The 26,373-nt window shown below is 70.1% G+C and carries 30 protein-coding genes; 10 read left to right on the top strand and 20 right to left on the bottom strand.

Annotation, left to right across the window (positions count from 1 at the left end; all coding sequences use genetic code 11):
- Positions 1 to 30 precede the first annotated feature (30 nt).
- The 6 genes from DS837_RS14400 to hisB are packed head-to-tail and all read right to left on the bottom strand — an operon-like array spanning position 31 to position 3,806.
- On the bottom strand, positions 31 to 372 hold the full coding sequence (locus DS837_RS14400; protein ID WP_149165390.1) for a phosphoribosyl-ATP diphosphatase: 342 nt from the start codon (positions 370 to 372) through the stop codon (positions 31 to 33).
- Positions 365 to 1,162, bottom strand: a complete 798-nt coding sequence (gene hisF, locus DS837_RS14395) for an imidazole glycerol phosphate synthase subunit HisF (RefSeq protein WP_149165389.1) — start codon at positions 1,160 to 1,162, stop codon at positions 365 to 367. Before hisF ends, DS837_RS14400 begins: the two co-directional genes overlap by 8 nt.
- Positions 1,162 to 1,926: a 1-(5-phosphoribosyl)-5-[(5-phosphoribosylamino)methylideneamino]imidazole-4-carboxamide isomerase gene (hisA, locus tag DS837_RS14390; RefSeq protein WP_149165388.1), complete on the bottom strand. Its 765-nt coding sequence runs from the start codon at positions 1,924 to 1,926 to the stop codon at positions 1,162 to 1,164. The genes hisF and hisA overlap by 1 nt, the downstream gene beginning before the upstream one ends.
- A gap of 14 nt (positions 1,927 to 1,940) precedes the next feature.
- Positions 1,941 to 2,483 (bottom strand): GNAT family N-acetyltransferase, encoded by a 543-nt coding sequence (locus DS837_RS14385; RefSeq protein WP_149165387.1) that lies wholly within the window; start codon positions 2,481 to 2,483, stop codon positions 1,941 to 1,943.
- Between the two features lie 2 nt (positions 2,484 to 2,485).
- Entirely contained in the window at positions 2,486 to 3,130 is a 645-nt protein-coding gene (gene hisH, locus DS837_RS14380) for an imidazole glycerol phosphate synthase subunit HisH (RefSeq protein ID WP_149165386.1), read from the bottom strand.
- 52 nt (positions 3,131 to 3,182) lie between these two features.
- On the bottom strand, positions 3,183 to 3,806 hold the full coding sequence (gene hisB, locus DS837_RS14375; protein ID WP_149165385.1) for an imidazoleglycerol-phosphate dehydratase HisB: 624 nt from the start codon (positions 3,804 to 3,806) through the stop codon (positions 3,183 to 3,185).
- 148 nt (positions 3,807 to 3,954) lie between these two features.
- Here hisB and DS837_RS14370 point away from each other — a divergent pair, with 148 nt between their 5' ends.
- The 4 genes from DS837_RS14370 to DS837_RS14355 all read left to right on the top strand — a co-directional run bounded on the left by DS837_RS14370 (position 3,955) and on the right by DS837_RS14355 (position 8,373).
- On the top strand, positions 3,955 to 5,544 hold the full coding sequence (locus tag DS837_RS14370) for a trypsin-like peptidase domain-containing protein (RefSeq protein ID WP_149165384.1): 1,590 nt from the start codon (positions 3,955 to 3,957) through the stop codon (positions 5,542 to 5,544).
- Between the two features lie 84 nt (positions 5,545 to 5,628).
- The gene (gene hslV / locus DS837_RS14365) at positions 5,629 to 6,177 is read left to right on the top strand and encodes an ATP-dependent protease subunit HslV (RefSeq protein ID WP_094301402.1); all 549 of its coding nucleotides are present in this window, start codon (positions 5,629 to 5,631) and stop codon (positions 6,175 to 6,177) included.
- Between the two features lie 22 nt (positions 6,178 to 6,199).
- Positions 6,200 to 7,537 (top strand): ATP-dependent protease ATPase subunit HslU, encoded by a 1,338-nt coding sequence (gene hslU / locus DS837_RS14360; RefSeq protein ID WP_149165383.1) that lies wholly within the window; start codon positions 6,200 to 6,202, stop codon positions 7,535 to 7,537.
- Between the two features lie 14 nt (positions 7,538 to 7,551).
- Positions 7,552 to 8,373 carry a shikimate 5-dehydrogenase gene (locus DS837_RS14355; RefSeq protein ID WP_149165382.1) on the top strand — a complete coding sequence of 274 codons (822 nt, stop codon included), beginning with the start codon at positions 7,552 to 7,554 and terminating at the stop codon, positions 8,371 to 8,373.
- Positions 8,374 to 8,383: 10 nt separating this feature from the next.
- On the opposite strand, the gene DS837_RS14350 is transcribed toward DS837_RS14355, so the two are convergent.
- From DS837_RS14350 to DS837_RS32075, 7 genes are all read right to left on the bottom strand, one after another.
- Positions 8,384 to 9,925, bottom strand: a complete 1,542-nt coding sequence (locus DS837_RS14350) for a PAS domain S-box protein (RefSeq protein ID WP_149165381.1) — start codon at positions 9,923 to 9,925, stop codon at positions 8,384 to 8,386.
- 166 nt (positions 9,926 to 10,091) lie between these two features.
- Complete coding sequence (locus tag DS837_RS14345) at positions 10,092 to 10,496, bottom strand: helix-turn-helix domain-containing protein (protein ID WP_137103761.1); 405 nt, start codon at positions 10,494 to 10,496, stop codon at positions 10,092 to 10,094.
- A gap of 12 nt (positions 10,497 to 10,508) precedes the next feature.
- The gene (locus DS837_RS14340; RefSeq protein WP_149165380.1) at positions 10,509 to 11,081 is read right to left on the bottom strand and encodes a Smr/MutS family protein; all 573 of its coding nucleotides are present in this window, start codon (positions 11,079 to 11,081) and stop codon (positions 10,509 to 10,511) included.
- Positions 11,082 to 11,203: 122 nt separating this feature from the next.
- Positions 11,204 to 11,890, bottom strand: coding sequence for a LutC/YkgG family protein (locus DS837_RS14335; RefSeq protein ID WP_149165379.1), 687 nt, complete (start codon positions 11,888 to 11,890; stop codon positions 11,204 to 11,206).
- A gap of 2 nt (positions 11,891 to 11,892) precedes the next feature.
- Positions 11,893 to 13,344 carry a LutB/LldF family L-lactate oxidation iron-sulfur protein gene (locus tag DS837_RS14330; protein WP_149165378.1) on the bottom strand — a complete coding sequence of 484 codons (1,452 nt, stop codon included), beginning with the start codon at positions 13,342 to 13,344 and terminating at the stop codon, positions 11,893 to 11,895.
- A 4-nt stretch (positions 13,345 to 13,348) separates the two neighbouring features.
- Positions 13,349 to 14,134 carry a (Fe-S)-binding protein gene (locus DS837_RS14325; protein ID WP_149165377.1) on the bottom strand — a complete coding sequence of 262 codons (786 nt, stop codon included), beginning with the start codon at positions 14,132 to 14,134 and terminating at the stop codon, positions 13,349 to 13,351.
- A gap of 111 nt (positions 14,135 to 14,245) precedes the next feature.
- Complete coding sequence (locus DS837_RS32075) at positions 14,246 to 14,419, bottom strand: hypothetical protein (RefSeq protein ID WP_170295862.1); 174 nt, start codon at positions 14,417 to 14,419, stop codon at positions 14,246 to 14,248.
- A 63-nt stretch (positions 14,420 to 14,482) separates the two neighbouring features.
- Here DS837_RS32075 and DS837_RS14320 point away from each other — a divergent pair, with 63 nt between their 5' ends.
- Positions 14,483 to 15,787: a methyl-accepting chemotaxis protein gene (locus tag DS837_RS14320; RefSeq protein ID WP_170295861.1), complete on the top strand. Its 1,305-nt coding sequence runs from the start codon at positions 14,483 to 14,485 to the stop codon at positions 15,785 to 15,787.
- Positions 15,788 to 15,847: 60 nt separating this feature from the next.
- On the opposite strand, the gene DS837_RS14315 is transcribed toward DS837_RS14320, so the two are convergent.
- Entirely contained in the window at positions 15,848 to 16,447 is a 600-nt protein-coding gene (locus tag DS837_RS14315) for a LysE/ArgO family amino acid transporter (protein ID WP_149165375.1), read from the bottom strand.
- A gap of 107 nt (positions 16,448 to 16,554) precedes the next feature.
- On the opposite strand from DS837_RS14315, the gene DS837_RS14310 reads away from it, so the two are divergent.
- On the top strand, positions 16,555 to 17,505 hold the full coding sequence (locus tag DS837_RS14310) for a LysR family transcriptional regulator ArgP (protein WP_170295860.1): 951 nt from the start codon (positions 16,555 to 16,557) through the stop codon (positions 17,503 to 17,505).
- 24 nt (positions 17,506 to 17,529) lie between these two features.
- On the opposite strand, the gene znuB is transcribed toward DS837_RS14310, so the two are convergent.
- Both znuB and znuC read right to left on the bottom strand, forming a co-directional pair.
- Positions 17,530 to 18,318, bottom strand: a complete 789-nt coding sequence (znuB, locus tag DS837_RS14305) for a zinc ABC transporter permease subunit ZnuB (RefSeq protein WP_149165374.1) — start codon at positions 18,316 to 18,318, stop codon at positions 17,530 to 17,532.
- Positions 18,311 to 19,135, bottom strand: coding sequence for a zinc ABC transporter ATP-binding protein ZnuC (znuC, locus tag DS837_RS14300; RefSeq protein ID WP_211102226.1), 825 nt, complete (start codon positions 19,133 to 19,135; stop codon positions 18,311 to 18,313). The genes znuB and znuC overlap by 8 nt, the downstream gene beginning before the upstream one ends.
- Positions 19,136 to 19,224: 89 nt before the next feature.
- Between znuC and znuA the strand changes: the two genes are divergently transcribed.
- Positions 19,225 to 20,199 (top strand): zinc ABC transporter substrate-binding protein ZnuA, encoded by a 975-nt coding sequence (gene znuA, locus DS837_RS14295; protein WP_149165373.1) that lies wholly within the window; start codon positions 19,225 to 19,227, stop codon positions 20,197 to 20,199.
- Between the two features lie 71 nt (positions 20,200 to 20,270).
- Entirely contained in the window at positions 20,271 to 21,068 is a 798-nt protein-coding gene (dapB, locus tag DS837_RS14290; protein ID WP_149165372.1) for a 4-hydroxy-tetrahydrodipicolinate reductase, read from the top strand.
- A 19-nt stretch (positions 21,069 to 21,087) separates the two neighbouring features.
- Here dapB and DS837_RS14285 read toward each other — a convergent pair whose 3' ends face one another.
- Positions 21,088 to 21,975 (bottom strand): methylated-DNA--[protein]-cysteine S-methyltransferase, encoded by an 888-nt coding sequence (locus DS837_RS14285; RefSeq protein ID WP_149165371.1) that lies wholly within the window; start codon positions 21,973 to 21,975, stop codon positions 21,088 to 21,090.
- An 88-nt stretch (positions 21,976 to 22,063) separates the two neighbouring features.
- A complete protein-coding gene (locus DS837_RS14280; RefSeq protein WP_247889932.1) occupies positions 22,064 to 22,600 on the bottom strand; it encodes a DUF2244 domain-containing protein in 537 nt (178 codons plus the stop codon).
- 76 nt (positions 22,601 to 22,676) lie between these two features.
- Here DS837_RS14280 and nth point away from each other — a divergent pair, with 76 nt between their 5' ends.
- On the top strand, positions 22,677 to 23,336 hold the full coding sequence (nth, locus tag DS837_RS14275; protein ID WP_149165369.1) for an endonuclease III: 660 nt from the start codon (positions 22,677 to 22,679) through the stop codon (positions 23,334 to 23,336).
- A gap of 112 nt (positions 23,337 to 23,448) precedes the next feature.
- On the opposite strand, the gene DS837_RS14270 is transcribed toward nth, so the two are convergent.
- A complete protein-coding gene (locus tag DS837_RS14270) occupies positions 23,449 to 24,282 on the bottom strand; it encodes a bactofilin family protein (RefSeq protein ID WP_149165368.1) in 834 nt (277 codons plus the stop codon).
- A 192-nt stretch (positions 24,283 to 24,474) separates the two neighbouring features.
- A complete protein-coding gene (locus tag DS837_RS14265) occupies positions 24,475 to 25,167 on the bottom strand; it encodes an EI24 domain-containing protein (RefSeq protein WP_149165367.1) in 693 nt (230 codons plus the stop codon).
- A 167-nt stretch (positions 25,168 to 25,334) separates the two neighbouring features.
- Between DS837_RS14265 and DS837_RS14260 the strand changes: the two genes are divergently transcribed.
- Positions 25,335 to 26,345 carry an adenosine kinase gene (locus DS837_RS14260; RefSeq protein ID WP_149165366.1) on the top strand — a complete coding sequence of 337 codons (1,011 nt, stop codon included), beginning with the start codon at positions 25,335 to 25,337 and terminating at the stop codon, positions 26,343 to 26,345.
- Positions 26,346 to 26,373: the final 28 nt, after the last annotated feature.

Raw genomic sequence — 26,373 nt, 5'->3', positions numbered from 1 at the left:
CGCGTCGTTTCCCCTTCCGCCTTTATCGATTTAAGCTTTGCGTGCCTTCTTCTCGGCGATGCCGCTGGTGCCCTCGCGCTGGGCCAGCTTCTCCCAGACCTCGGCGGGCTCCAGCCCGGCGTCGGCCCACAGCACCATCAGGTGATAGAGCAGGTCCGCCGATTCCGAGGCCATGGCCGCCTTGTCGCCGCGCACCGCCTCGATGACCGTCTCCACCGCCTCCTCGCCGACCTTCTGGGCGATCTTGGCGGTGCCGCGGTGGAACAGCTTGGCGGTGTAGGAGGTCTCCGGATCGGCGCCCTTGCGCGCCTGGACGGTGGCGTAGAGCCGGTCCAGAACCTTGGCGTTGACGGCCTTCTTGTCGTCAGACATGGGCCGCCTCCGCCGCGGAGGACACGGGCCGGGCCGGGCGCACCGGAATGCCGGCTTCGGCCAGCGCCGCCTTGGCCTGCCCGATGGTGTAGGTGCCGAAATGGAAGATGGAGGCCGCCAGAACCGCCGTGGCGTGGCCCTCGCGGATGCCCTCCACCAGATGGTCCAGCGTGCCGACGCCGCCCGACGCGATGACCGGGATGCGCAGCCCATCGGCCACCTTGCGGGTCAAGGCGAGGTCGAAGCCGCTCTTGGTGCCGTCGCGGTCCATCGAGGTCAGCAGGATCTCGCCCGCGCCATAGGACTCCATGCGCTTGGCCCACTCGATGGCGTCAATGCCGGTGGCCTTGCGCCCGCCGTGGGTGAAGATCTCCCAGCGGCCCGGCTCGACCTGCTTGGCGTCGATGGCGACGACGATGCACTGGGCGCCGAACTTCTCCGCCGCCTCCTGCACGAACTCCGGACGGTGGATGGCCGCGGTGTTGATCGACACCTTGTCGGCGCCGGCCAGCAGCAGCTTGCGGATGTCCTCGACCGTGCGCACGCCGCCGCCGACGGTCAGCGGCATGAACACCTGCTCGGCGGTGCGGCGCACCACGTCGTAGATGGTGTCGCGGTTCTCGTGGCTGGCCGTGATGTCGAGGAAGGTCAGCTCGTCCGCCCCCTCCCGGTCATAGACGCGGGCCTGCTCCACGGGGTCGCCGGCGTCGATCAGATCGACGAAGTTGACCCCCTTGACGACCCGCCCGTCCTTGACGTCCAGGCAGGGGATGACGCGCATCTTGAGCATCAGCCGGCCTTTCCGGTGACGGGGGCGCCAGAAACGGAAACGGATGAGAGCAGGTCGAGCGCCGTCTTCGGGTCGATGCGCCCGTCGTACAGCGCGCGGCCGCAGATGACGCCCTGGATGCCGGTGTCCTCCTCCTTCTTCAACGCGATCAGGTCGTCGATGGAGGAGACGCCGCCCGACGCGATCACCGGGGTGGTCAGGTGGAAGGCGAGGTCGGACGTCGCCTCGACGTTCACGCCGCCCATGGCGCCGTCGCGGTTGATGTCGGTGTAGATGATCGCGGCCACGCCGCTGTCCTCGAACTTCAGCGCCAGATCCAGCGCCTTGATGGTCGAGGTCTCGGCCCAGCCGGCAACGGCCACGTAACCCTCGCGCGCGTCGATGCCCACGGCGACCTTGCCGGGGAACTCCCGGCAGGCTTCACGGACCAGCTCCGGCTCGCGCAGGGCGACGGTGCCCAGGATGACGCGGCTGACGCCCTTCTCCAGCCACAGGGCGATGGTCTTCAGGTCGCGGATGCCGCCGCCCAGCTGCACCGGGATGGTCACGGCGCCCAGGATGCTCTCGACCGCCCGGCCGTTGACCGGCTTGCCCTCGAAGGCGCCGTTCAGATCGACCAGATGCAGCCATTCGAAGCCCTGGCTTTCGAACAGGCGGGCCTGGTCGGCGGGTTCGGTGTTGAAGACGGTCGCCTGGCTCATCTCGCCGCGCAGCAGCCGAACGCAGGCACCGTCTTTGAGGTCGATGGCGGGATAGATGATCATCGCGGTGTCTCGTCCTATGGCGTGTCGTGAAGCGTGTCGGGGGTGAGGTCTTTCACATAGAAATGTCCGGCCAGCCTTTTGCCGTCCACCAGCGCATAGAAGGGATGCGTGCCCCAGCGTTTGAAGCCCAGATCCTCGTACAGCGTGATCGCCGCGCTCTGGGTTTCGCGCACGTCGAGGTTCAGCACGCGGAAGCCGGACGCCCGCGCCTCCTCCTCGACCGCCACGGTCAGGCGGCGGGCGAGGCCGTGGCCGCGCGCCCAGGGGGCGACGAAGCTGGTGGTCAGGGTGGCGGCGTGGGCCTGCGCCTCGTTGTTGCGGGCCGGCTTCACGAGCTGGGCGGAGCCGGCGATGACGCCGTCCAGCCGGCCGACGAACAGGATGCGTTCCGGCACCACCAGAACGCCCTTCCAGTAGCGTTCCATGATCTCGCGGGCGGGCGGCGCCACCCAGCCGAAGCCGCCGCCGGCCTTGACGGCGTCGTCGGCGGCGTCGCACAGGTCGTGCAGGTCGCCCGTCTTCAGCGCGTCGATGCGTTCGACCGTGACGTCGGTCATCGTCAGACCCGCCAGGTCAGGAAGTTGGCGACCAGGGCGAGGCCGGTCTCCTGGCTCTTTTCCGGGTGGAACTGGGTGCCGACCAGATTGTCGCGCCCGACCACCGCGGCGAAGGGGCCGCCGTAATCGGCACTGGCGATCACATCCTCCGGCCGCTCCACGGCGAAGCGGTAGGAGTGGACGAAATAGGCGTGCGCCCGCTCCGGCAGGCCGGCCAGCACCGGATGCTCCCGGCGGATGTCCAGCTCGTTCCAGCCCATGTGCGGGATCTTCAGGGTGGGATCGGCGGGCTCCAGCTTCACAACCTCGCCCTTGATCCAGCCCAGCCCCTCGGTCACGCCGTATTCGCGCCCGCGCTCCGCCATCAGCTGCATGCCGACGCAGATGCCCAGGAACGGGCGGCCCTTGCCGTGCACCACCTCCTCCAGCGCGTCGAGCATGCCGGGAACCTCCGACAGGCCGCGCTTGCAGTCGGCGAAGGCGCCGACGCCCGGCAGGACGACGCGGTCGGCCTTGCGCACGGCGTCGGCGTCGGAGGTCACCAGGACCTGGAAGGAGGCATGGCACTCCGCCGCCGCGCGCTCCAGAGCCTTGGCGGCGGAACGCAGGTTGCCGGAGCCGTAATCGATCAGCGCAACGGTTTCCATGAAACGAGGACCTTGTGACAGAGCGCCGGCCTTGTCGGAGCCGCCGGTTTTTTTAGAGGGAGCCGCCCAGCGTCCCCTTGGTGGAGGGCACGGCGTCGCGCTTGCGCGGGTCGATGTCGATCCCGGCCCGCAGCGCGCGGGCAAGCGCCTTGTAGCAGCTTTCCACGATGTGGTGGTTGTTCTCGCCATAGAGGCATTCGACGTGCAGCGTCACGCCCGCGGCCATGGCGAAGGCCTGGAACCACTCGCGGAACAGCTCGGTGTCCATGTCGCCGATCTTGTCGCGGCTGAAGGACACCTTCCAGATCAGGTAGGGCCGGTTGGAGAAGTCCAGCGCGACGCGGGTCAGCGTCTCGTCCATCGGGATGTAGGCGTGGCCGTAGCGCTGGATGCCCTTGCGGTCGCCCAGCGCCTTCGCCACCGCCTGGCCGATGGCGATGCCGCTGTCCTCGGTCGTGTGGTGGGCGTCGATGTGCAGGTCGCCCTCCGCCGCCACCGACAGGTCCATCAGGCTGTGGCGCGACAGCTGCTCCAGCATGTGGTCGAGGAAGCCGACGCCGGTCTTCACGTCATAGACGCCGGTGCCGTCCAGATTCACGGCGACCCGGATCCGGGTTTCGGTGGTGTTCCGCTCGATCGAGGCGCGGCGGACGCCATTGGCAAGGCTCTGGTCCATGAGTCCGGGTTTTATCAGGAAGCGCGCGGGCGCGCCAGAGGTGCCGCCTCCGAAAACGCCTATGACCGTCGGTCGAGATGCCACATAATGCGTGTGTGTGCATGTCTGTATGCACGCACAACGCGCATAATGGGATATGTCCCCCGACATGCCGACGCCCGAACGCCTTTTCCTGTCCCTCGCCGCCCTGCTGGGGCTGGCCGCCTGCATGGGCGGGGAGCTGCCGCAGACCCGCAAATCCCCGCCCGTCGCCCGCGGTTCGACGGAGCCGGTCCGCTTCGACGGCCTGTCGCTGGGCTCGATGCGGCGGGGCATGGTGACGGGGCGCTATGTCTGGGCGCTGGAGTGCTGGCCGCCCTATGAGGACGTCTATTGGACCAGCGGGCGCAGCCTGCACGAGAACTCCACCTTTCAGGAGCGCTTCGCCGAGGTTCTGGCCGACGCCGGCTACGACGTGGCGGGCGTTCAGGGAAGCGACTACGAAGCGGAATTCGACCGCAAGCGCGCCCGCTTCGTCCTGCGCGGCGACCTGCGCGCGGTGAACAGCGACCTGTGCCGCCGCCGGAGCTGGCTGACGGGCGGCGGCGAGGGGGTGTCCGGTGTCGGCAGCCTGCGGGTCGACTGGGCGGTCTACGATGCCGTGACGGGGCGGCTCGTCCACCGTGTCACCACCACGGGGGTGGCCCGCAAGGACAGCGGCGTGCCGCAGGGCGACGTTCTGCTGATCGAGGAGGCCTTCGGCACGGCGGTGGAGGCGCTGGGCGCCGACCCCGGCTTCCGCGCCGCGGTGTCGCGGGGCGGGGCGATAGCGTCAAGTGGCCCCGCCATAGTGTCAAGTGGCCGGGGAGGAGTGTCAACCACCCCTCCGGGAGCGTCAAGTGCGGGCCCGGTAGTGTCAAGTGGGGTGGCGGGAGTGTCAAGTGCCGCCCCGGATGTGTCAACTGGGCCGTCTGTGGTGTCAACCGTGGCAATCGAAACTGTAACGGTCGATCCCGGCGGCGCCTCCGCCGGACCGGCTCCCGTCCTGGAGGACACCCGTCCCCCGACCCTGATTCTGCGCATCGTCGACCCGCTCCAGGGCTACGCCGACGATCCCACCGCCCGCGTGTCCGCCGCCACCGTGCGCGTCGGGCCGGAGGAGCGCAAGGGCCGGGGGATCGTGTTGGGGGAGCTGGACGGCCAGTCCCTCGTGCTGACGCTCGACGCCGGGCTGGACGCGACCGTCACCGTCGCGCCGTCCCGTGGGGTGTCGCTGGACGGCATGGTGATGGCGAGGGACCGGTCCGGCGGGATCGCCCTGGTCCGCGTGCCGGCCCGGCTGCACGCGGCGCCGCTGCGGCTTGATGACCCGGCGGTCAGCGAGCCGGTGACGGCGGTCCTGGAGCGGGGCGACGACACGGCATCCGGCATTCTGGCGGCCCGGCGCGCCGATCCGCAAGCGGCGCCGGGGGTGGAGGCCACGCTGTTCCAGGCCGACCTGACCGGGCCGGACGCGGCGCCGGGCGACCCGCTGGTGGACGAGGCGGGCAACCTGCTGGGTGTGGCCCGTCCGGGCCCGCTGCCAAGTGGCGCGCACGGCCTGACCGTCTTCGTCCCGGTGATGGAGGCGCTGGCCCGCCTGGGGGTGGAGGTGACGCAGCTCGCTCCCCGGCCAACTCCGTCCCATGGCCCAATTCCGTCCCGTGGGATGCCGGCCCATGACGCCAGACTTGACGGGAACCGCCGTCCCCCCACATAGACCCGTGTTCCGATGTGCCTATGTCGGCCGGTGTCGCGCCGGGCCGTTCGGGCACGGGCGTTTCTTTCTTCGAATACGGTCCCGATGACTTCCCACGATCCCATCCAGTGGCACGGCACCACCATCCTCTCGGTCCGCAAGAACGGGCAGGTGGTCATTGCCGGCGACGGCCAGGTGTCCGTCGGCCAGACGGTCATGAAATCGAACGCCCGCAAGGTGCGCTGGCTCGCCGGCGGCACGGTGATGGGCGGCTTCGCCGGCGCCACCGCCGACGCGCTGACCCTGTTCGAGCGGCTGGAGACCAAGCTGGAGAAGCACCCCGGCCAGCTGCTGCGCGCCTGTGTGGAGATGGCCAAGGACTGGCGCACCGACCGCTACCTGCGCCGGCTGGAGGCCATGATGGCCGTGGCCGACCGCAACGTCAGCCTGATCCTGACCGGCAACGGCGACGTGCTGGAGCCGGAGGACGGCCTCATCGGCATCGGCTCCGGCGGCGCCTACGCCCTGTCGGCGGCGCGCGCGCTGGTCGACATCGATGGTCTGGACGCGGAGGCCGTGGCCCGCAAGGCGATGAAGATCGCCGCCGGCATCTGCGTCTACACCAACGAGAACGTCACGCTCGAAAAGCTCTAACCCTCAGACCGGGTCCCACGCCATGTCCGCCCCCAGCATCGCCGCCGCCACCGCCGCCTTCAGCCCGCGCGAGATCGTCTCCGAACTCGACCGCTACATCGTCGGCCAGCACGAGGCCAAGCGCGCGGTCGCCATCGCGCTGCGCAACCGCTGGCGCCGCCAGCAGCTCCCCGAGGGGCTGCGCGAGGAGGTTCTGCCCAAGAACATCCTGATGATCGGCCCGACTGGCGTCGGCAAGACGGAGATCGCCCGCCGCTTGGCGAAGCTGGCGCAGGCGCCCTTCCTGAAGGTCGAGGCGACCAAGTTCACCGAGGTCGGCTATGTCGGCCGCGACGTCGAGCAGATCGTCCGCGATCTGGTGGAGGCCGCCATCGGCCTGACCAAGGAGCGGCTGCGCAAGGAGGTCGCCGCCAAGGCGGAGCTGCGCGCCGAGGAGCGTGTGGTCGACGCGCTGTGCGGCGAGAACGCCAGCCCGGAGACGCGGCAGAAGTTCCGCAAGATGCTGCGCGAGGGCACGCTGAACGACCGCGAGATCGAGATCCAGGTGGCCGACACCGCCGGCGGCCTGCCGACCTTCGACATCCCCGGCATGCCGGGTGCCCAGATGGGCATGCTCAACCTGAACGACATCTTCGGCAAGGCGCTGGGCGGGCGCACCAGGTCCCGGCGCATGTCCGTCGCCGAGAGCTACACCGTTCTGATGGCGGAAGAGTCGGACAAGCTGCTCGACCAGGAAAAGGTCGTTTCGGAAGCGATCCAGGCGGTCGAGCAGAACGGCATCGTCTTCCTCGACGAGATCGACAAGATCTCCGCCCGCTCCGACTACAAGGGCGGCGCCGACGTCAGCCGCGAGGGCGTGCAGCGCGACCTGCTGCCGCTGATCGAGGGCACGACCGTCAGCACCAAGCATGGCGCGGTGAAGACCGACCACATCCTGTTCATCGCCTCGGGCGCCTTCCACCTGTCGAAGCCGTCGGACCTGCTGCCGGAGCTGCAGGGCCGCCTGCCGATCCGCGTCGAGCTGAAGGCGCTGGAGCAGGAGGATTTCCGCCGCATCCTGACCGAGCCGGAAGCCAGCCTGATCAAGCAGTACAAGGCGCTGCTGAAGACCGAGGAGGTCGATCTCGTCTTCACCGACGACGCCATCGACGAGCTGGCCCGCCTCGCCACCGAGATCAACGCGACGGTGGAGAACATCGGGGCGCGGCGCCTGCACACCGTGTTGGAACGGCTGCTGGAGGACATCAGCTTCACCGCCAGCGACAAGGCCGGCCAGACCGTGACCATCGACGCGGAGACCGTCCGGGCCCAGGTCGGCGGCCTCGCCAAGAACGCCGATTTGTCGAAGTTCATCCTGTAAGGAAACGGGCCGCCATGCCGCACGCCGTCGACAAGGACACGCGCCTTTGCATCTCCTTGTCGGGGCGGCCCAGCAACATCGGGACGCGCTTCCACAACCACCTGTACGAAGCGCTTGGCCTGAACTTTCTCTACAAGGCCTTCACGACCGACGACCTGCCCGGTGCCATCGCCGGCATCCGGGCGCTGGGCATCCGCGGCTGCGGCGTGTCCATGCCCTTCAAGGAGGCCTGCATCCCCTTCCTCGACGCGCTGGACCCGTCGGCGGCGGGCTTGCGGTCGGTCAACACCATCGTCAACGACGGCGGGCGGCTGACCGGCCACAACACCGACTACCGGGCGGTGCGTCTCCTGGTCGACCGCCACGCCGTGCCGCGGGACCTGACCTTCGCGCTGCGGGGCAGCGGCGGAATGGCGCGGGCGGTGCTGTGCGCGCTGCGCGACGCCGGCTTCGCCGACGGCACGGTGGTCGCCCGCAACGACGTGACGGGGCGCCGGCTGGCCGATGAGTATGGCGTGCGCTGGCAAGCCGATACCACCGGCCTCACCCCGGGCCTGCTGGTCAACGTGACGCCGCTCGGCATGGCCAACGGCCCCGACGCGGAGGCGCTGGCCTTCGACCCGGCGCTGATCGGGTCCGCCGCCTGGGTGTTCGACGTCGTGGCGATGCCCGCGGAAACGCCGCTGATCCGCGCCGCGCGCGCCGCCGGCAAGCCCGTCATCACCGGGGCGGAGGTCATCGCGTTGCAGGCGCTGGAGCAGTTCGTGCTCTACACCGGGGTGCGCCCGACCGACGCGCAGGTCGCGGCGGCCGCCGCCTATTCACGGGCGGGATAGGCGCGGCCGCTCACCAGTCCGTCAGGAAGCGTTCCTTCGGCAGGTGGATGACCACCGACGTGCCGGTCCCCTCCAGCGAGCGGATTTCCAGCCGGCCGCCGTGCCGCTCCACCAGCGACTTGGCGATGGACAGACCAAGACCGATCCCCTCGAACCGGCGGGCCAGCGAGGAATCGCCCTGGAAGAAGGGCTGGAAGACGGTTTCCAGACGGTCCTCCGGGATGCCGACGCCGCTGTCGAACACCTCGGCCACCAGGGCGCCCGCGGAATCCACGCGGGCCGACACGCCGACGCGCCCGCCTTCCGGCGTGAACTTGATGGCGTTGGACAGGAGATGCAGCAGCACCTGCTTCAGCGCCCGCGGGTCGGCCAGCAGGGGCGGCAACTCGCTGGCGATGTCGGCCTCGACGTGCAGCTTGCCGCGCTCCGCCCGCTTGGCGACCAGACGGACGCAGGACACCACCACGTCGCGGAAGTCGCAGAGCGCCTCCTCCAGACCGACCTGTCCGGCCTCGATGGTGGCCATCTCCAGCAGGTCGTTGATGTTGGCGAGAAGCAGCTCGCCCGACCGTTTGATCTCCGCCGCGAAGTTGACGTACATGGGGTTTTCCAGCGACCCCAGCATCTGCTGGTGGATCACGTCGGCGAAGCCCAGGATGCCGTTCAGCGGCGTGCGCAGCTCGTGGCTCATGTTGGCGAGGAAGGCGGTCTTGGCGCGGTTGGCCAGCTCCGCCGCCTCCTTGGCCTCGATCAGCGCCTGCTCGGCGGCCTTGAAGGCGCTGAGGTCGCGCAGCATCGCGACGAAGACGTGGAATCCCGGCAGGTCGATCTCCGAGAGGGACAGCCAGACGACCATGGCGGTGCCGTCCCGCCGGAGGGCGGTCACCTCCCGCCCGACGCCGATGACCTGCCGCACCCCCGTCTCTTTGTAGCGGCGCATGTAGGCACCGTGCTGCGCGGCCTCCTCCGGCGGCATCAGGATGGTGATGTGCCGGCCGGTCAGCTCATCCGGATCGTAGCCGAGAAGCTGTTCCGCCGCCTGGTTGGCGGCCAGGATGACGCCGCGGGCGTCCACGGTCAGGATGGTTTCGACCGCCTGTTCCACGATGGCGCGGTTGCGCGCCTCGCTGCGCTGAAGCTCCTCGTCGGCGGCGCGGGCGGTCGTCACGTCCTCGATCACCATGGCCAACGCCTGCACCCGTCCGTCGGGGCCGAGCAGGCAGGACGGCCGCATGGCGGCGCGCATCACCCCGCCGTCGGCGCGCAGGAATCGCTTCTCGAAGGGGTCCGGCGCCGCTTCGCCCCGCATCACCCGGCCGAAGCGCAGGCTTTCCCACGCCCAGTCCTCCGGGTGGGTGACGTCGGCCAGATGCCGCCCGGCCATGTCCGCCGGCCGGTAACCCAGACCGTGGGCGAAGGTGGGATTGGCGGCCAGAATGCGTCCGTCCGGCGCGGCCACGACCATGCCGACCGACGCGCTGTCGAAGATGGAGCGGAACAGGGCGTCCGTGACGCCGCCCCCCGGCATCATGGACCCGACCTCGGCGGTCATACGATAATTCCGTCTGGTCAAGCCTGGATTCGGGGTATCCCGGATCGGATGGTAAGGGATTTGGCGCGGTGAAAGCGAACGCGAAACGTCCGGCTGCCTATGCCGAAGGTGCGACTGATTAACCCATAAGACAAATCGGGCCGTTGCGACGTTCGCCCCTGCCGTTCTACCGCCGCCGCGGAGCCGCCCGACGCCGCACCGCCGCGCCGCCGCGGGCCGGCGCCTCGTCCAGCAGCAGCAGCAGCCGGTCCAGCGTTCCGTCGTCCAGATCGTGGATGCGTTCGGCCAGACGGTTCGCCAGCTCGGTCGCCTTCGGGTTGAGCCCGGCGGTGTCCACCGTCACGCGCGGGTGCGACAGGTCGGCCAGCCGTTCCAACTCCTCCGCCTCGTCCCAGATGATGCCGAAATAGGCGCAGATCTGCCGGACGAGCTGGGCGGAGGGCTGGCCGCGCTTGCCATGCTCCAGCGCCGACAGATAGGCCGAGGAGATGTGCAGGTCGGCCGCCATCTGCTTGAGCGTTACGCTCTTGCCCTCGCGCAGCGCGCGGACCCGTTCGCCGAAGGGTGTCATCGCGGCCCCGTCCTACCGATGATGGTCGCGCCGCCGCTTGACGAGGACGTACAGCGCCCCCTCGCCGCCGTGCCGGGGCTGCGCCGGGCGCACCGCCAGAACCATCGGGCGCAGGGCGGCGTCGGCCAGCCAGCGCGGCACCGACTGGCGCAGCACGCCGGCCCCACCGGTGTAGGTGCCCTTGCCGGTGATGACCAGCACGCAGCGCCGCCCCTCGTGCCAAGCGCGGCGGACGAAGCCGGAGAGGGCGCCGTGGGCCTGGTCCTGGCTCATTCCGTGCAGGTCGATGCGCCCGTCGATCTCCATCTCGCCACGCGAGAAGCGGTCGGCGGTGCGGCGGTCGATGTTGTCGAGGTTGCCGACCTTCAACGGCGGCTGCGAGGGGCGCCCGCCCTTTGGCACACCGCCGCGCGGCGGCAGGGTGGGGGGTGGGGAAGCGGTGGTGGCGACCGGTTCCGGCTCGCCCGCTGAGGCGGCGGGGGGATCGGGGTCCTCGATGGTCCGGCCCGGCATCGGTTCCGCGTCGCGCATGGCGATCCGCCACAGCCGCCGTTCCTCGGTGGAGACCGAGCGGCGGCGGCTCATGACGGGGACCTCGGCGCGGCCCGTCCGGGCGCGCGGGTCGAAGGGTGGGGCGGATCAAACACGGTGAAACAGGGGTTCCGGCACGGACAACGCTCCGATAAACCCTTGAACGCTCAGCCGTGTCAATCCTCCACCAGAAGAATGTGAAGGCGCCGCGGCCCGTGGGCGCCCAGCTCGATCCGCATCTCGATGTCGCCGGTCCGCGACGGCCCGGTGATGAAGTTGACGGTGCGGGGCAGGGCGCCCTTTCCGCCACCATCCCCACCGGCGGCGCGCAGCCGGTCCCAGGCGTCCTCCATGGTGCCGACGATCTGGCCGCGCCGCAGCACGACGATGTGGGTGTCGGGCAGGAAGTTCAGCGTGGTCGGCCGCTCGGCTCCGGACAGCAGCATCAGCGTGCCGGTTTCCGCCACCCCGGCGAAGGCGCCGGTCAGCGACGCGCCGTCGCTGTCGCGGGCGCGCCCCTTGGTCACCGTCAGGGTCGGGCGCTGGTCCCAGGGGATGGGGTCCAGGGCGGCGTCCGGGGCGACGCGGACCTCGGCGGGCAGGTTCAGCCCGGCCAGATAGTCGGCCACCGCCCCCGGCACCTCGGCCATCCCGCCCAGCAGTTCCACGGTCGCCGAGACTTCCGTCGCCATGGCGGCGAACAGCTCGACCTGCTCATCGTGGGGATGCTGGGCGCGGGCCGGGATCAGGTTGCGCGGGTGAGTGGCGAGCCTCCGGCGCGCCTCCTCCGAGCCCTCGGCGGAATTCAGCGCCTTGCGGATGCCGCCCAGGATCTGGGCGCGGGCGGAGCCGGTGTCGGCCATGGTCAGCGATTCCCCTTCGTCTCGGCCGCTTTCTTTTCGGCTGCCTTCTTCTCGGCCCACATCTGCTGGAAGGTCCTGCCTTCCGGCGCCGGCATGTCGCGGTGCTTCGTCCAGCCCTGGGCCAGCGGCAGGCGGGCGAAGCGCCCCCTGCCGCGGCCCAGCGCCCCCAACGCCCGCGCCGCCATCTTGGTGGCGGCGTGGTAGAGCGCCGGGCGCCGCGCGAACCAGCCCCACAGGGCCAGCCCCCGGCGCATGGCGGCGGGCTGGAGGTTCTGCTCGAACTCCTTCTCCCGCCAGTGGCGCATCATCTTGGGCAGGGGGATGCGCATTGGGCAGACCGCCTCGCACCGCCCGCAGAAGGTCGAGGCGTTGGGCAGGTGCCCAGCCTCCTTCACGCCGAGCAGGGCCGGTTGCATCACCGACCCGATCGGCCCCGGATAGACCCAGCCGTAGGCGTGCCCGCCGACCGAGCCGTAGACCGGGCAGTGGTTCATGCAGGCGCCGCAGCGGATGCAGCGCAGCACGTCCTGGAACTCGGTGCCGAGCAGCGCCGACCGCCCGTTGTCGAGCAGCACGACGTGGAACTCCTCCGGCCCGTCGAGGTCGCCGGGGCGGCGCGGCCCGGTGGAGAAGGTGGTGTAGGCCGACGCCTCTTGGCCCGTCGCGGAGCGCGCCAGCAGGCGCAGCACCAGGGCGGCGTCCTCCAGCGTCGGCACCACCTTGTCGATGGTGGCGATCACCACATGGACGCGCGGCAGGATCTGCGTCAGGTCGCCGTTGCCCTCGTTGGTGACGATGACGGTCGAACCGGTCTCAGCCACCATGATGTTGGCGCCGGTGATGCCGACGTCGGCCTGCTGGAACTTGCGGCGCAGCACCTGCCGCGCCTCGGCGATCAGCACCTTGGGCTCGTCCAGCACGCGGTCCGCCGGCAGGTCGGTGTGGGCTTGGCGGAAGGTGCCCTCCACGTCCGCCTTGGACAGGTGGAAGGCCGGGGCGATGATGTGGCTGGGCGGCTCGCGGCGGAGCTGGATGATGTATTCGCCGAGATCCGTCTCGATGGGGGTCAGGCCGTTGGCTTCCAGGTAATCGTTGATCCCGATTTCCTCGGAGACCATCGACTTGCCCTTGGTGACGGTCTTCGCCCCGACCTTGCGGCAGATGCCCAGGATGGCGTCGCGCGCCTCCTGGTCGGTGCGGCACCAGTGCACATGGCCGCCTTGCTCGGTGACCTTGCCCTCGAAGGCCTCCAGATAGGTGTCGAGGTTGGCCAGGACGTGGTTCTTCAGGTCGCGGCCCTGGTCGCGGAGATCCTCGAACTCCGGCAGGCGGTCGGCGGCCTGTTTGCGGCGGTTGACGAAACCGGCGGGCGCGATGGCCAGGACCTTCTGAAGCCGCTCGTCGCTCAGCGCCTTGCGGGCGTTCTCGGGGAAGGCGTGGGTGGTCGGCTGCATGGCGTTATGCCCTCCCACTTTTTATGGGCTCGCCAATCGGGGGTGTGTCGGTGACGCCGGCCAGCACCTCCGCGACATGGCGGACGCGGACGGCGGAGCCCTCGCGCTTCAGCTTGCCCGCCATGTTCAGCAGGCAGCCCATGTCGCCGGCCAGCAGCGTGTCGGCCTTCGTCGCCGTGATGTCCGCGGTCTTGGCCTCGACCATGCGGTTGGAGATGTCCGGATACTTGACGCAGAAGGTGCCGCCGAAGCCGCAGCAGACCTCCGCCCCCGGAAGCTCGTTCAGCGTCAGCCCCTCGACCTTGGCCAGCAGGCGGCGCGGCTGCTCCTTGATGCCCAGCTCGCGCAGGCCGGAGCAGCTGTCGTGGTAGGTGATCGTGCCGTCGTAGCGCGCGCCGGTGTCCGTCACCCCCAGCACGTCGGTCAGAAAGGACACCAGCTCGTGCGTGCGCGCCGACAGATGCCGGGCGCGCGCCGCCCAGGCCGGATCGTCGGCCAGAAGCTCCGGGTAATGCTTGCGGATCTGCCCGGCGCAGGAGCCGGAGGGGACGACGACATGGTCGAACCCCTCGAAGGCGGCAATGGTGCTGCGGGCGAGATCCCGCGCGGTGGCGCGGTCGCCGGCGTTGAAGGCGGGCTGGCCGCAGCAGGTCTGGGCGGCGGGCACCTCGACCGTGCAGCCGGCGTCCTCCAGCAGCTTCACCGCGGCGAAGCCGACCGTCGGGCGGTAGACATCGACGAGGCAGGTGACGAACAGCCCCACTCGGGGGGCGGGGCGGGTGTCGGCCATGATGTGCAGTGTCTTCCCGGTGCTGATCCCCTGACGGTGGCGACTTTAGGTCGTCCTGCCGGTGATGGCAACGGGCCGGGCCGGCGGCGTCCGGTCGCGGCGCACCCGGTATCACCCAAAGGTTGTATAGACAAGAAGAAAGGCAAATAAAAATGAAAATGAAACAAACAATACGGCAAACACCCCTTCTATTTCTGGAAACATGGAGAAAGCTTTTACCGAATTGAAATCTAAATTCTCATATTTTCCGTACATGAGAACAGGCAGACCGGTCGTTTCAGTCATGGGTCTGTGCTGAAGGTTGCACCGGTTTTCGTGTGAGGGGTAGGGGACAAGGCGATGAGTCTGATGAGTTTTTTCCGGGGTGGGTCCAACGGTGGCAACGGGCGCGGCGCTGAGCTGGCCGAGCTGACCGAAGCGCTCGACCTCTATGGCAACCACGCCGGCGTCGGCCTGTGGGACGCGGTGTTCCACAACGGCGACCCGGCGCATCCGCAGAGCCGCTGGACCTGGTCCGGGCAGTTCCGCCGGTTGCTCGGCTTCGACAGCGAACAGGATTTCCCGAACCTGATGACCTCCTGGTCGGACCGGCTGCACCCGGACGACAGCGCCCCGACCTTCGCCGCCTTCGGCGCCTTCCTGGCCGACGCCAGCGGCCGCACGCCCTTCAACGTGCGCTACCGCGTGAAGATGCGCGACGGCTCCTACCGCTGGTTCCGCGCCATCGGCGGCTGCCGGCGCAACGCGGCCGGCTTGGCGCTGCGCGCCTGCGGCTCGCTGATCGACGTCCAGGAGGAGGAGGAGATGCGCCAGCGCGCCGGTTCCCTCGCCGCCGACTTCGACGCGAAGGTCAAGAGCGTGGTGCAGGCGGTGTCCGGCACCTCCACCGACATGCAGGGCGTGTCGCGCCAGCTCGGCGCCCTGTCGGAACGGTCGACCCGCCAGAGCGCGGAGGCGGCCAGCGCCACCGCCCAGGCGGCGTCCAACGTCCAGGCGGTGGCGGCCGCCGCCGAGCAGCTCTCCGCATCCATCGGGGAAATCGGCCAGCAGGTCGAGCGGTCGGTCGCCATCGCCCGCGAGGCGGTGTCGCGCACCGAGCAGATCGGCGGCACCGCCGACAGCCTCGCCCAGTCGGCGCAGCTCATCGGCGACGTGGTGAAGCTGATCCAGGGCATCGCCGGCCAGACCAACCTGCTGGCGCTCAACGCCACCATCGAAGCGGCGCGGGCCGGCGAGGCGGGCAAGGGCTTCGCCGTGGTGGCGAGCGAGGTGAAGAGCCTCGCCAACCAGACGGCCAAGGCAACCGAGGACATCTCCGCCCAGATCGCCGGCATCCAGGCGGCGACCAACCAGACGATCGGCGCCATCCAGGGCATCGGCGAGACGATCCGGTCGATCAACGAGATCTCCACCACCATCGCCTCGGCCGTGCAGGAGCAGGCGGCGGCAACGCAGGAGATTTCCAACAACGTCGCCCAGGCCGCCCGCGGCACCGACGAGATCGCCCGCAGCATCGAGGCGGTCAGCGTGGCGGCGAACGAGACGGCGCAGGCCTCCAGCCTCGTCATCCGCTCCTCCTCCGACCTGTCCGGCCAGTCCGACAGCCTGAAGCATCAGGTCGAGACCTTCCTGCAGGCGCTGAAGGCGTCCTGACGGCAGGACCGGCGCGGGGAAGGGGATTTTCCCCACGCCGGTCCCGAGGGAATCCGCGGTTCAGGCGACCAGACCCACCGCGATCGCGCACATGACGACGCCGATCCCGGTATCGAGCGCCCGCCACGCGCCGGGCCGGGCGAAGACGGGCCGCAGCAGGCGCGCGCCAAAACCCAGCGCGAAGAAGAACAGGAGGGACGCGGTCATCGCCCCCAGCGCGAAGGCGTGCTTGCCCTCGGCGAACTGGGTCGACACCGACCCGACCAGCACCACCGTGTCCAGATAGACGTGCGGGTTCAGCCAAGTCAGCGCCAGGCAGGTCGCCAGCGTCGCGCCGAGGCCCGCCGGAACCGCCGAAGCCGGGTCCAGCGCGCCGCCCGCCCGCCAAGCCGAGCGGAAGCTGCGCAGCCCGTAGACCAGCAGGAAGGCCGCCCCGGCGTAGCGGGTGGCCGTCTCCAGCCAGGGCAGCCATTGGGCGGCCTGGGCGAAGCCGCCGACCCCGGCCAGGATCAGCAGCGCGTCCGACACCGCGCAGGTCGCGCAGACGGCCAGCACATGCTCCCCGCGCAGGCCCTGGCGCAGCACGAAGGCGTTCTGCGCGCCGATGGCGACGATCAGGCTGAGACCCAGCAGAAGGCCGGGAAGGAAGGCGGAGAGCATGGCGGCCTCATTCGTTGGCGATATCGGTGGTGGAGGCCGTTCCCCTACCACCGCCGTCCGGATTAGAATAACTAAAGTCCCTTATCCCGATTAAGGAACGCTAAGCCATGCTGGACTACGCCCTGCTCGCCGCGCTGGCCGCGGTGGTCCGCACCGGCAGTTTCGAGCGGGCGGCGGCGCAGCTCCACGTCACCCCCTCCGCCGTGTCGCAGCGGGTGAAGCTGCTGGAGGAGCGGATGGGGACGATCCTGGTGGTGCGCGGATCGCCCTGCACCGGCACGCCCGCCGGCCTGCGGCTGAGCCAGCACGCGGAGCGGGTGGCCCTGCTGGAAAGCGAGTTGCGGGACGGGCTTCCCGGCGTGCCGCAGGACGGGCCGGCGGTGACGGTGCGCATGGCGGTCAACGCCGACAGCCTCGCCACCTGGTTCGTCGCCGCCATGGCCGGGACGCCGGACGTGCTGTTCGACCTCGTCCTCGACGACCAGGAGCACAGCGCCGACTGGCTGCGCCGGGGCGAGGTGCTGGCGGCGGTGACGTCCGGCGCCCAGCCGGTGCAGGGCTGCGACAGCACCCCGCTGGGGGCCTTGCGCTACGTGGCGACGGCCAGCCCGGACTTCCTGCGCCGGCATTTCCCGGACGGGGTGGAGGCGGCGTCGCTGGCCCGCGCGCCGCGCCTGACCTACAACAGCAAGGACCGGCTTCAGACGCAGTGGACCCGGCAGGCCTTCGGGGTGGAGATCGCCTCGCCGACCCACTGGATGCCCTCCACCCACGCCTTCGTGGACGCGGCGCTGGCCGGGCTCGGCTGGGGCATGAATCCGGAGCCGCTGGTCGCCGGCGCTTTGCGCGATGGGCGGCTGGTGGCGCTGGTGCCGGGCCAGCCGCTCGACGTGCCGCTGTTCTGGCAGCGCAGCCGCATCGCCAGCCGCACCCTGGCCGACATCACGCGCTCGGTGTTGACGACGGCGCGTGCCCGCTTGACGCAAGCCGCTTTGGACCACGACGGTGGTCCCGGCCGCACATGCGGCCGAAGCCCGCCGGCGAATGAGGCGATGTGAAGCCAAAGCGAACGGAAGTTCGCTTTACCGGTTCGCCGTCGGCACCATCATGCTCGCCAGGAAGAGGGCGGCGGCGGCGACCACGATGCTCGGCCCGCCCGGCAGGTCCCAGTTCAGCGAGGAGAGCAGCCCACCCAGCACCGCGGCGATGCCGAAGACCGAGGCCAGGGCGGCCATCGCCTCCGGCGTGCGGGAGAAGCGGCGGGCCGCCGCCGCCGGGATGATGAGGAGCGAGGTGATCAGCAGGATGCCGACGATCTTCATCGCCGCCGCGATGACCAGCGCGATCAGCAGCATGAAGGCCAGCCGGAGCGCCTCCACCGGCATGCCCTCGACCCGCGCCAGATCCTCGTCCACCGTCACCGCCAGCAGCCGGCGCCACAGCAGCAGCAGCCCGCCCAGAGCCGCCGCGCCGCCGGTGTAGATCCAGGCGAGATCGCCGGTGGTGACGCTCAGGATGTCGCCGAACAGATAGGCGACCAGATCGACGCGCAGCGTCTCCAGGAAGGCGATGGCGACGAGGCCCAGCGACAGCGACGAATGCGACAGGATGCCCAGCACGGTGTCCGTGGCCAGCGCGCGGCGCCGCTGCAGCCCGACCAGCGCCAGCGCCAGCGCGACGCAGACCCCGACCACGCCGATCAGCGGGTTGACGCCCAGCAGGAAGCCCAGCGCCACCCCCAGCAGGGCGGAATGGGCCAGCGTGTCGCCGAAATAGGCCATGCGCCGCCACACCACGAAGGAGCCCAGCGGGCCGGCGACCAGCGCGATGCCGCAGCCGGCGGCCAGCGCGCGCAGAACGAAGTCATCCATGGCAGCAATCCCCGTCATGGCCGGGCACCACGGCGCCGTCGGTGGCGTGCGCGTGGTCGTGGTGGTGGACATAGACGGCCAGCGCGTCGGCGTGACCCCCGAACAGGGCGCGGTATTCCGGGTGGCGCCGCACGTCCTCCGGCGCGCCCTGGCAGCAGACATGGCCGTTCAGGCAGAGCACGCGGTCGGTGCGGGCCATCACCGTGTGCAGGTCGTGGCTGACCAGCAGCACGCCGCAGCCGCGGGTGCGGCGCAGCGTCTCGATGCGCCCGAACAGTTCGGCCTGCCCATGGACGTCCACCGCCTGGTCGGGCTCGTCGAGCACGAGAAGCTCGGGATCGCCGAGCAGGGCGCGGGCCAGCAGCACCCGCTGCATCTCGCCGCCGGACACTGTCTGGACCGGGCTGGCGGCGAGGTGGGAGACGCCGGCCTCCTCCAGCGCCGCGGTGATGCGCGCCTCGGTCACCGGGCGCCACAGCGCCAGGAAGCGGCGGACCGTCAGCGGCAGGGTCGCGTCGACGGTCAGGCGCTGCGGCATGTAGCCGATGCGCAGGCCCCGGCGGCGCTCCACCACCCCGGACGAGGCGCGGACGAGGCCCAGCACGGCGCGCACCAGCGTCGTCTTGCCGGCGCCGTTGGGGCCGATCAGCGTGACGATCTCGCCGGGCCGCACCTCCAGGTCCACGCGGTCGAGGATCGTCCGCCCGCCCAGCCGCACCGTCAGACCCTTGGTGTCGACCAGGGGAGGGGCCAGGGACGGAATCGGCGATCGCGCCGCGCGGGGGGCCGCGTGATGGTCCCCGTGATGGATTGACATGTTATGTTATAACGTGACATTGCTGGAAACGAAGACAGCTATGCGCCGGAAAGACCCGGCTGTCCAGTCAGACGATGAGGAACCCACCCATGCGTGCCGCGATGCGCCCCCTTCCGCTCCTTGCCCTTGCCGCCGCCCTCTCCGCCAGCCCGGCCCTGGCCGAGTCGCCGAAGGTCGTCGCCTCGATCAAGCCGGTCCATTCCCTGGTCGCCGCGGTGATGGAGGGGGTGGCGGAGCCGGCGCTGATCGTGCGCGGTGCCGCGTCTCCCCACACCTACGCCATGAAGCCGTCGGACGCGAAGGCGCTGGCCGCCGCCGACCTCGTCTTCTGGATCGGGCCGGAGCTGGAGGGCTTTCTCGACAAGCCGGTGACGGCGAACGCGAAGAAGGCCACCTCCGTCACGCTGCTGGAGGCGCCGGGCGTCACCCTGCTCGACGCCCGCGAGGGCGGCGCCTGGGAAGCCCACGACCATGGGCATGAGCACACGCATGATCACGACCATAAGCATGACGACAAGCACGCCCATGAGGACGAGCACGGGCATGACGAGGTGAACACCCACATCTGGCTCTCCCCCGCCAACGCCCGCGCCATGGTGGCGGCGATCGCCGAGGCTTTGTCGGCCAAGGACCCGGCCAACGCCGCCGCCTACACCGCCAACGCCGAGCGCACCGCCCGCTCCATCGACGCGCTCGACGCGGAGCTGAAGGCAGCGCTGGCCCCGGTGGCCGGCAAGCCCTTCGTCGTCTTCCACGACGCCTACCAGTATTTCGAGGCGCAGTACGGCCTGAACGGCGTCGGTGCCATCACCGTCAACCCGGAACGCCGCCCCTCGGCCAAGCGGCTGTCGGAGATCCGCGCCAAGATCGGCGGGCTCGGCGCCGCCTGCGTCTTCGCCGAACCGCAGTTCGAGCCGGCGCTGGTCAACACCATCGTCGAGGGCACCCCGGCGAAGAAGGGCGTGCTCGACCCCGAAGGGGCGGACCTGAAGGACGGCCCCGGCCTCTACCCCGCGCTGATGCGCAACATCGCCGCCTCGCTGAAGGACTGCCTGGGGTCCTGACGCGTCTCGGCGCTTAAGCCTTGTCCCCGGCTGTGCTAGACCCGTGTCGGAATTCTCCCAGGGAGGCAGGCATGAAGATCGGGGTCGTCGGGTGCGCGGGGCGCATGGGGCAGATGCTGGTGCGCGAGATCGCCGCCACGCCGGGCTGCACGCTGGCCGGCGGCACGGAGCGGGTGGGCGGCCCCGCGCTCGGCAAGGACATCGGCACCCTCGCCGGCCTCGAACCGCTGGGGGTCGTCGCCATCGACGACGCGGCGGCGCTGTTCGCCGAGGCCGACGCGGTGATCGACTTCACCAGCCCCGAGGCCAGCGTCCGCCATGCGGCGCTGGCCGCCCAGTCGCAGACGGTGCTGGTCATCGGCACGACCGGCATCGGCCCGGCCCAGCAGGACCCCATCGCCCAGGCCGCCACCCACACCCCGATCGTCCAGTCGCCGAACATGTCGCTGGGCGTCAACCTGCTGCTGGCGCTGGTCGAGCAGGTCGGCCGGGCGCTGGGCGACGACTACGACATCGACATCCTGGAGATGCACCACCGCAACAAGGTGGACGCGCCCTCGGGCACCGCGCTCGGCCTCGGCCGGGCGGCGGCGGCGGGGCGCGGGGTGGCGTTGGAGGATGTCTGGCAGAAGGTCCGCGACGGCCACACCGGCGTCCGCCCGCGCGGCGAGATCGGCTTCGCCACGCTGCGCGGCGGCGACGTCATCGGCGACCACACGGTGGTCTTCGCCGCCGAGGGCGAGCGGGTCGAGCTGACCCACAAGGCCTCGGGCCGCCAGATTTACGCCAAGGGCGCGGTCCGCGCGGCGCTGTGGGCCAACGACAAGCAGCCGGGCCTCTACAGCATGAAGGACGTGCTGGGGATGTGATCGGTCAGGCCGCGGTTCTCTAAGCCGCGGCCTCGTCCTCCGGCAAGGCGTGCCCCTGCTCCCAGGCGAGCAGGGCGCGCTTGCGGGGGATGCCATAGCGGTAGTTGTGGATGATCCCCGACTTCTGGATCACCCGGTGGCAGGGGATCAGCACGCAGACCGGGTTGCGTCCCACCGCCGCCCCCACCGCCCGCATGGCGGTCGGCTGACCGATGGCGCGGGCCACGTCCTCGTAGGACACAACGGCGCCGGAGGGGATGCGCAGCAGCGCCTCCCACACCTTGATCTGGAAATTGGTACCCTTCATCAGCAGGCGCAGCGGCTCGCCTCCCGCGGAACCATCCCAGCGGAAGGCGCGGGCGGCGACCGGGCGGGTGGCGTCGGCGTCCTCAATCAGACGGGCGGCCGGCCAAGCGGCGGCCATCTCGGCCAGCGCGTCGCGCCCGTCCTCCTCCTCGGCGAAGCTCAGCCAGCAGACGCCGCGTTCGGTGGCGGCGACCAGCGACGGGCCGAAGGGGGTGGGGTGCAGGCCCCAGCGGATGGTCAGCCCGCCGCCGAGCGCCTTGTACTCGCCGGGCGTCATCGCTTCGCAGGCGACGAACAGGTCGTGCAGCCGCGACGGGCCGGACAGCCCGACGTCCAGCGCCACGTCCAGCACGCTCTGGTTCGCGGCGAGCAGCCGCTTGGCGTTGTCCAGCGTCAGGAACTGCAAAAAGCGCTTCGGGCTGATCCCCGCCCATTGGGTGAACAGCCGCTGGAAATGGAAGGGGCTCATGCCGGCGACCGCGGCCAGCTCGTCCAGCCCCGGCTGGTCCTGCCAGTGGTCCACGAGATGGCGGATGGCGGCGGCGATGGCGCGGTGACGCCGCGCATCGACTGGATCTTCGGCGGGATTCAGGCACGGCATGGCGTTCTCTCCCAGGCTCCATGACCGGCGCAGGATGCGCCGCCGGAGCGGGCCGACCAACCCGTTTCTTGCGCAACACGCCTCGCGGTCAGGGCACCGGTTCGGGATGGCAGGGGGTGCTGCGCCACCGCGCCAGCGCGCCGCGCAGCGCCTTGGCGAAGTCCGCCCGCTCGTCCGGCGTCAGGAAGGCGCCGACGGTCACCGACTGCCCATGGGAGGTGAGGGTCACCCGGCCGCCGTGCCGGGGCGGGCCGTCCAGGGTGACGCGCAGCCAGTTGGGCTGAAGGCTCCAGCGCCGCTCCGGCTTGTTCCAGGCGACGCGCTGGACGGTCAGGTCGGTGTCGGTCAGGCGCACCCGCTCGTACAGCCGGGCGGCGCGGTTGTTGACGCGGAAGGCCAGCCAGAGGATCACCACGTCCAGCCCGCAGAAGGGCACCACCGGCCACGCCCCATTGGCGGCGAAGATGCCGGCGATCAGCAGGTTTACGAGGATCACCACACCCATCAGAACGCGGTAGCCGTGCCGCCCCAGGCTGCGGTGCGGGTGCAGGATCGCGTCGAAGAAGACGCGGGAAGCCGGGGGCAGGGCCGGGAATGACGCCGGGGATGGGGTATGACGGGCCATGGTCATGCACACAAACTGGTGCGCGTCGGCCGCGCCGTCCACCCGGCGTGTTTGCAAGAACAACCGGGGTCCCGCTATGCTGCGCGCCATGAAGCCCGCCGCCGTCCAGGAATTCTTCCGCCGCCTCAGCGCCGCCAACCCGGAGCCGAAGAGCGAGCTGGAATACGTCAATCCCTACACGCTCCTGGTCGCCGTCGTGCTGTCGGCCCAGGCCACCGATGTCGGCGTCAACAAGGCCACCGGCCCGCTGTTCCGGATCGTCACCACGCCGCAGCAGATGGTGGAACTGGGGGAGGAGCGGCTGCGCGGCTACATCAAGACCATCGGCCTGTTCAACACCAAGGCCAAGAACGTCATCAAGCTGTCGGAAATCCTGGTCGCCGAGTATGACGGCACGGTGCCACGCGACCGCGAGGCGCTGGAAACCCTGCCCGGGGTCGGGCGCAAGACCGCCAACGTGGTGCTGAACGTCGCCTTCGGCGAGGAGACCATCGCGGTGGACACCCACATCTTCCGCGTCGGCAACCGCACCGGCCTCGCCCCCGGCAAGACGCCCGACGCGGTGGAGGCGAAGCTGCTGAAGGTGGTTCCCAAGGCCTACCGCCGGCACGCCCATCACTGGCTGATCCTGCACGGCCGCTACGTCTGCAAGGCCCGCAAGCCCGACTGCCTCGTCTGCCCGGTCAGCGACCTGTGCGCCTTCAAGGACAAGGTCCTGCCGGCCGCCGTGGTGTGAGCGGCAAGCTGTGATGTTTCCCGTGAAACGCCTGCGATAACTACAAAAAGAAAAAGCCCGGCGAGGGGTCGATCCCCGCCGGGCTTGATCGCGAAGCCGCGTTTAGCGGCGTTTAGCCGTCCACCACGATGGGGTCCAGCGCCGACGCTGCCGGGGCCGGTGCCGCTTCCGCCGAGGCGGCGGGGGCAGTGGCCGGCTTGGCCGCCGGGGTGTATTTGCCGATCTCGCCGTTCAGCAGGGCGCCGGCCTCGACCGCCAACTCGCCGTACTTGATCGAACCGTTGATCTTGCCGGTGGAGCGCACGGTCAGGCGGCCGCGCACGATGATGTCGCCCTCGAAGCGGCCGCCGATGTCGGCCTCGTCGATCTCGACGGCGCCCTTGAACAGGCCGGTTTCGGCGATCTCGATGGACCGGCCGTCGCGCAGCTTGGCCTCCACCGTGCCTTCCACGACCAGGATGTCGCAGGACCCGATCTCGCCGTTCAGCGAGATGTCGCGGCCGACGATCAGGCGGCGCTGGTCGCTGGCGAGCGGAGCGGTGGGCGCCGGGGCCGCAGCGACCGGCGCGGGCGCGGCGGCGGGGGCCGAAGCCGGGGCGCCATACCCCTCGGGACGGCGCGGCGCGGCACCCGGCAGATCGACGGTGCGGCGCGGAATGTCCGTCGGCTTGTAGCTCGAACCGGGGATCGGGGCGCCGGCCGGCGGCTTCGGGGTGCTCGTGTTCATCTCGGGTCCCTTGGAGGAAATCGGCTCGGGTTGCGGCAGACGACCGGCCGGGGCGGGGGCGGCCGGCGGATTCGCCGCGGACGGGGTGCTCAGGGAGGCGAGCGGCGACACCGCCGCCGTGGGTTCGGCGGCGCCCGCCTGCGGTGCGGCCGGGGTGGCCGGGTCGGCGCTTTGGGTCTTCGGCGCACCGACGGGCGGATTCTTTCGTCCGAACAGCATGAACGTTGATCCCCAGGTCAGTCAGGTCGTGAAGGTTGGCAGGTCATTGAAGTCGGGTCATCGGAGGCGGCGTCGCATGACCGGGCCCGCTCGACAGCAGCCAAAAGACCACCCCGCCGGGGTAACACGGTCATCCGGCCGGCCGCAAGTGGGCTTTGGTGCACGGTCGGGGCCGCGCCGCCCTGCGGTCCGTCACGGCCCTTCCCGGCGGGAAAGACCGGTCATGGACCCCGTCATGGAATGGTAGACATGGACCATGAAGGCGCTCGCGATCACCGGCACCAGCAGGTTGACGAAAGGAATTGTCGAAAGAAAGGCAATTACCGCGCCAGCCAAAAATGGTTTCAACGGGCTGGAACGCCGCAGAAACCCCGCCTCCTTCCGTCCCATCCGCCGGATCGCCACCATCTCGAAATATTCGCGGCCGAGAAGATAGCCGTTGGCGGTGTAGAAGATCAGCAGGTTCAACCCCGGCACCATCAGATAGAGGGGCAGGGCGAACAAATTGACCAGCAGGACGATGGCGAAAAAGCGCAGCGCGGTCAGCAGCTCTTCCCCAAGGCCGGTCTGGCGGGGCGGCGGCAACTGGGGATAGTGGCGCCGCTCCACCGCCTGCACCACCTCGTCCAGGAAGAAGCTGGACACCATGCCGACCGTGGCGGGAAACAGCACCCAGGCCAGCAGCAGGACGGCCAGCCCGCCCAGCACGTCCAGCACCCCGTCCACCCAGGCGTAGCCGGTCAGCGCCGTGTGGAACAGCGCCCACCATGCGGCCCCGGCGAGCAGGGCGAAGGCCAGGATGGCGGACAGCACGCCGATCCACACGACGCGGCGGGACGCCGGGTCGGAAAGCTGTCCGATGGCGAGAAGCAGGGCGCGGATCATACGGACTCTCTTTCGATGGGGCCGTTGCGGTCGGGCGTCGCTTATCTACGACGGCGGGCCGCTTCGTTCCAGGGGGCCTTGCGCCGCGCTTGAGATGTGAAGGCGGGCCGCTATACTCGCGCCCGGTTTTCCAGCTCAGCACAAACACCGCATTTCAAGGAGCGCCCATGGCCACGGCCGAATTCGACGTCACCGGCATCGGCAACGCCATCGTCGACGTGATCGCCCATGCCGACGACGCCTTTCTCACGGCCAACGGCATCGAGAAGGGCGCGATGACGCTGATCGACGCCGCCCGCGCCGAGGAGCTGTATGGCCGCATGGGTCCGGGCATCGAGGTGTCGGGCGGTTCCGCCGGCAACACCATGGCCGGCATCGCCTCGTTGGGCGGCCGGGGGGCCTACATCGGCAAGGTCCACGGCGACCAGCTCGGCCAGGTCTTCCGCCACGACATCCGCGCCGCCGGCGTGCATTTCGAAACGGCGGCCGGTCATGGCGGCGCCCCGACGGCGCGCTGCCTGATCCTGGTCACGCCGGACGCCCAGCGCTCCATGAACACCTTCCTCGGCGCCTGTGTGGAGCTGGGACCGGAGGACATCAACGAGGCGCTGATCGCCAACTCCCAGGTCACCTATCTGGAAGGCTATCTGTGGGACCCGCCCCGTGCCAAGGAGGCCTTCCGCAAGGCGGCCTCCGCCGCCCACGGCGCCGGGCGCAAGGTCTCGCTCTCGCTGTCCGACAGCTTCTGCGTCCACCGCCACCACGCGGAGTTCCTGGACCTCGTCGAGGGCCATGTCGACATCCTGTTCGCCAACGAGCATGAGATCACCGCCCTCTACAAGACCGACCGCTTCGAGGACGCGCTGGAGGCGGTGAAGCGTCTCGGCAAGACCGCCGCCCTGACGCGCAGCGAGAAGGGCGCCGTCATCGTCTCCGGTGGCGAGGTGGTCGAGGTCCCGGCCGCTCCGGTCGCCCGCGTGGTCGACACCACGGGGGCCGGCGACCTCTACGCCGCCGGCTTCCTCTACGGCTACACCCGCGGCATGGCCCCGGCGGTCTGCGGCCGCATCGGCGCGCTGGCCGCCGCGGAGATCATCAGCCATGTCGGCGCCCGCCCGGATATCGTGCTGGCCGATCTGCTGCCCGATCTGCTGAAGGACGCGGGCGTTCCGGCCTGATTGCCGCAACAGCGCCTGTAAGGTATAA

Origin of the sequence: Azospirillum brasilense, from assembly GCF_008365405.1 — a bacterium.
GTDB lineage: Bacteria > Pseudomonadota > Alphaproteobacteria > Azospirillales > Azospirillaceae > Azospirillum > Azospirillum brasilense_D.
This window is presented reverse-complemented; position numbering and strand designations above follow the sequence as displayed.